This is a genomic window from Spirosoma sp., assembly GCF_048594605.1.
Classification (GTDB): Bacteria; Bacteroidota; Bacteroidia; order Cytophagales; family Spirosomataceae; genus Spirosoma.
Genome location: NZ_JBMDWV010000279.1, coordinates 1 through 4,427 on the forward strand (window position 1 = coordinate 1; position 4,427 = coordinate 4,427).

The 4,427-nt window shown below is 47.7% G+C and carries 4 protein-coding genes; 2 read left to right on the forward strand and 2 right to left on the reverse strand.

Going from position 1 to position 4,427, the window contains the following annotated elements; all coding sequences use genetic code 11:
* Nucleotides 1-1,528, reverse strand: a 1,528-nt coding sequence (locus tag ACOJS8_RS16735) for a DUF4394 domain-containing protein (protein ID WP_420149689.1), incomplete at its 3' end; no start/stop codon positions are given.
* 381 nt (nucleotides 1,529-1,909) lie between these two features.
* On the opposite strand from ACOJS8_RS16735, the gene ACOJS8_RS16740 reads away from it, so the two are divergent.
* Nucleotides 1,910-2,728 (forward strand): aldo/keto reductase, encoded by an 819-nt coding sequence (locus tag ACOJS8_RS16740; protein ID WP_420149690.1) that lies wholly within the window; start codon nucleotides 1,910-1,912, stop codon nucleotides 2,726-2,728.
* A gap of 2 nt (nucleotides 2,729-2,730) precedes the next feature.
* Here the strand turns inward: ACOJS8_RS16740 and ACOJS8_RS16745 are convergent, their stop codons facing one another.
* Nucleotides 2,731-3,510 carry a Nif3-like dinuclear metal center hexameric protein gene (locus tag ACOJS8_RS16745; RefSeq protein ID WP_420149691.1) on the reverse strand — a complete coding sequence of 260 codons (780 nt, stop codon included), beginning with the start codon at nucleotides 3,508-3,510 and terminating at the stop codon, nucleotides 2,731-2,733.
* Nucleotides 3,511-3,870: 360 nt separating this feature from the next.
* Here ACOJS8_RS16745 and ACOJS8_RS16750 point away from each other — a divergent pair.
* Nucleotides 3,871-4,427, forward strand: a 557-nt coding sequence (locus ACOJS8_RS16750; RefSeq protein ID WP_420149692.1) for an MATE family efflux transporter, incomplete at its 3' end; no start/stop codon positions are given.

The following is a 4,427-nucleotide window of genomic DNA, read 5'->3' on the forward strand; positions in this document are numbered from 1 at the left end:
GCACACTTGGGTTGCCGGGCAGGCTCGACATCAGCGTGACAGCGCCTGAGCTGAGATTGACAGCGTAGATATTCGTAGAACCGTTCGACCGCATCAAGGCATAACCTATATTGCTGGTACCACCAATATCAAACCCGTTACCTCCTTCAGCACTGATGCCCGTAGCGCCTACGGGTGCCAGCGTACCATTGTTTGGCGGACTCTGGATGACCAGCATGGCATTGTTCGTCCGGGTATCTATATCATAAAGGGTAGTCGACGTCGATCCGGCGAAGTTGTTGGTATAAGCAACGGCCGTTACGTTGGGTGAACCCGGATTCAGGGCACCATCTATAGCCGCCACCGTTCCGTCGTTTGGATTCAACCGTAAATCCTGACCACTGTTTGTTACTAACCGAATACGGTCGACCGTTGGATTGAAATCAAAACCAACATCATTACCAGCCAGCGACGGACTGAATGGTCCTGATCCAACCAACGTAGCAGCTCCGTTCGACGTATTAATCGTATAAATCCGGTTCATGCTGCCTAAAGCGTATAACTGTCCATTAGCAGGCCGGAAATCAAGTCCGAAAATCGATTCCCCTGGTTGCAAACCCGTAATGGCCTTTGAAATAGGCGCGGGTGCCATCGGATTAAAAATGATCAGATTATTCAATCCATCAGCCGTGTAAGCAACTGGATCAGTGGGGATAGCCAGTCCTACAATTGATGCAGTCGTAGGTAAATTCCCTAGTCGTTCGGCACGCCCTGTACTCAGATTGATCTCATAAAAGCCCTGCATATTATTGTTGATCAACACGGCCACTGCATCGCCATTTGGCGCAATATCGAAACTACCTGTACCTGCAATATCAATACCAAGCGAACCTACTTCTACCAGTGTACCAGCATTAGGCGGGTCCTGCCGATACAATTTATCTGTGATAGGGTCAATGTCGTACAAGGTTGTTGTCGTAACACCCGATCGATTGTTGGTATAGGCAACACCCGAAACCGCCACTCCGCCAGCAACACCATTCAGATTTCCATCAGTAGCTGCAGTCGTACCCGTTTCTGGATTCAGACGCAGGTTTTGTCCTCGGTTTGTTACCAACCGAATCCGATCAACGGTTGGGTTGAAGTCGAAACCAACTACGTCGCCATTGATAGCCGGAGAGATAGCGCCCGTTCCAAGTGCTGTTGCAACCCCATTAGCCAGATTGATCATATACAGCCGACTGCCATTGCTAATGCCATACAACTGTCCGGTAGCGGGTCGAAAGTCGATCCCGACCAACCGTTCGCTATTCTGAACACCTTTGATGGCGATTGTTTCTAAGGCCGTCGACGGATTCTGTGTGCTTACTTTAATTAATTGATTGTTATCCGTTAATACATAAACCATTGACTCGGCCGAAAGCCGTGCGTTAGCGGTGCCAGATGGCTGGTTGAGCTGTACCTCAGGTTCCCGACAGGATTCAAGCGTCAATAACGAGCTGACGGTCATTAGCCCGACAAATAGGCGGAGTTTTTGATTGTAACGCATGGCCAATAGTCTGTTTGTAGAGATGTTAATAAGTGAATCGAAAAGCTTACTATCAGGGCTATACGGCTACAATCTGTAAATGGATTTATAGAAATTAAAATTAAATTAAATATATATCGAATGGTCTAAATGATTAACATACATCTCAATTATAAACCCTTACTAGCGAAGTCATTACGTTACGTCTCAATCTAAATTAACGGACGAATTTTATTAAAAATGCATTAAAATACAGCCAAGTACAAAACCTCTGATTAGCCTGGTTCATTGATATAAGACTGTGTTAAAGCCAATCAATGCATTGGTACTATTTTCCAATGAATCGGTTTTAAACAAATTCACCGATTCTGCGCTTTTTTTAGTAAACGTATTACCTATTGCATGGATATACCATCTACTAAGCTTAACAATGGTGTTGAAATGCCTCTCCTGGGGCTAGGTGTATATGCACCAAACCATCACACTGAAGTACAACAGGCTATTGAGTGGGCTCTCGAAGCGGGCTGTCGTCTGATCGATACGGCGGCCGCTTACGGAAACGAGCGCGAAGTAGGCGATGCAGTACGCGCCAGTGGTATTCCCCGAAGTGATATTTTTATAACAACCAAAGTCTGGAACGACGACCAGGGCTATAATCGAACGTTACGTGCTTTTAACCGGAGTTTGGAGCGGCTTCGACTCGATACTATCGATTTGTATTTAATTCACTGGCCTGTAAAGCAGTTTCGGCACGAAACCTGGAAAGCACTCGAAAAAATATATCGGGATGGGCGGGCACGCGCTATCGGCCTTTCCAACCATTATCCAGCTCACATAGACGAGCTTCTGACCGAAGCAGAAATCAAACCCGCTGTTAACCAGATTGAGTTTAGCCCATATTGCTACCTTCCCGACGTTGTCAATTATTGTCGCGCCAAATCGATCCAGCTTCAGGGCTATGCGCCGTTGGTACGTGGTCTGAAACGAACCGAGCCCAGGCTGATGGCACTGTCTGAAAAGTACAGCAAATCGACGTATCAGATGCTGGTTCGGTGGTCAATGCAACACGGTGTTGTTACCATTCCCAAATCTGTACACCGCGACCGGATTTATGAGAATTTCGACATACTCAACTTCAGTATCTCAGAAGAGGATATGGCTGAAATGGATACCTATTATGACAACACGCGCATTGCTGATGATCCACGTACCATTCCGTAAGTTTATGCTTTGATCGGTTGATGATGCAGTACGCATTCGATCGGCCAACGCTCACATAGCAGATCGGCTAGTGCTTGCAGGCCCCACTCTTCAACCCGATTATGCCCAACCGCTACAACGGCAATGCCTGTTTCGTTTACGGCTTGCTGAGCGGGTTTACGATACGCTCCCGTTACGTATAAATGCGCTCCCTTTTCGGCAGATTCCCGGATAAGTGTATCGTTCATAGCCCCCACTATTGCAATTCGACGACTATCCGCCTGCCAGCCCGACAAGCCCAGACCCGCTTCCGCTCGGTCATAGCCCCCGAAAAGCGTTTTAATTGCGTCGAGGAGAACATCAAATTCCTGTTCCGGACTTACGTCGATAACCATTCCAATTGGTCGCTCAGGCAGTATTTCCCCTGCTCCATTCATTCCCTGCTTGTAACCGAGTGGCATAAGCGCACCTGTTGCTCCGAGCTGCTTCGCCAGCCGTTCATTATACCCTATCGTTAATGTTTCATCAAACGGCAGGTGATGGGCCAGAATCCCAATGCCCAAGGGCAGTTTTCCCAGATCAAGTTGCCAGGGACGGTGGAGCCAGAGCGCATCCAGCTGATTCTCATCAATCCAGGCGGGTAAGTTATAAAAGGGATCTAGCGATAAACCTATTCGCCGAACAGGTCGCTCAGACGGATAATAAATACCGCCCTGCTCTGAATCAGGATATCGGCTGGTAACGAACTCATTGCTCAGGAAGTCATTTATAGCACTTAGCGAAGGATGTGGCGTATTCGTCATAGATAATGCGGAATGAATGCTGTAAAATGAACGGTGTTATACCGTACCAAACGGCCTTATACGTGGTCCACAATCCATTCTACACTATCTACGTAACGCGCTTTCTTTTAGATAGTTTATGATTTGTTCGCCGTTTACTCAAACGGATTTGGTGATTTAGAAAATAAAACTGTAGGTTTGCATTTATAAAGGCGTCCGCGCTGGCGGTCCATAAAAGCCCATGAAGTTCCTCGCTCAAAAACCCACGTGGTTTTTCTTCTTCTCTTAATTGCTTTGCCACCCATTCTGGTGGTCGCTTTCTTTTTTATCTGATTCACACCGTCAGTAGCCATTAGGCTGCGGCATAGTCTTTTTCATCCAATGACCAAATTCATTCGGTTATTCCTGGCCGCATTGCGCGGTTCAGAAACTAATTTTACGTCTGGCAGTATCAACCGGGCCATTTTCCTGCTATCCGTACCGATGATTCTGGAGATGGTGATGGAATCCCTGTTTGCTGTTGTCGACGTGTTTTTCGTGGCTAAAATCGGTACACAGGCTATTGCTACGGTGGGTTTAACAGAATCTGTCTTAACAATCGTCTATTCCATTGCGATCGGCCTGAGTACGGCATCCACAGCTTTGGTTTCCCGGCGCGTGGGAGAAGATAACCATCGGGAAGCCAGTCGAACGGTAGGCCAGGTGATTCTTTTGTCGCTTGTTCTGGCCGTGTTCATGGGTGTACCGGGTTTTCTGTTTGCCGAAGACATTCTGCGCCTGATGGGTGGCGACGAACGGCTGATTGCCAACGGAGCCAATTTTACCCGGATGATATTTGCCAGCTCACCGGCAATTATCCTGCTCTACACCTTGAGCGGCTGTTTACGTGGTGCGGGCGATGCCTCAGTAGCCATGCGTTCGTTGTGGCTGGCGAACGG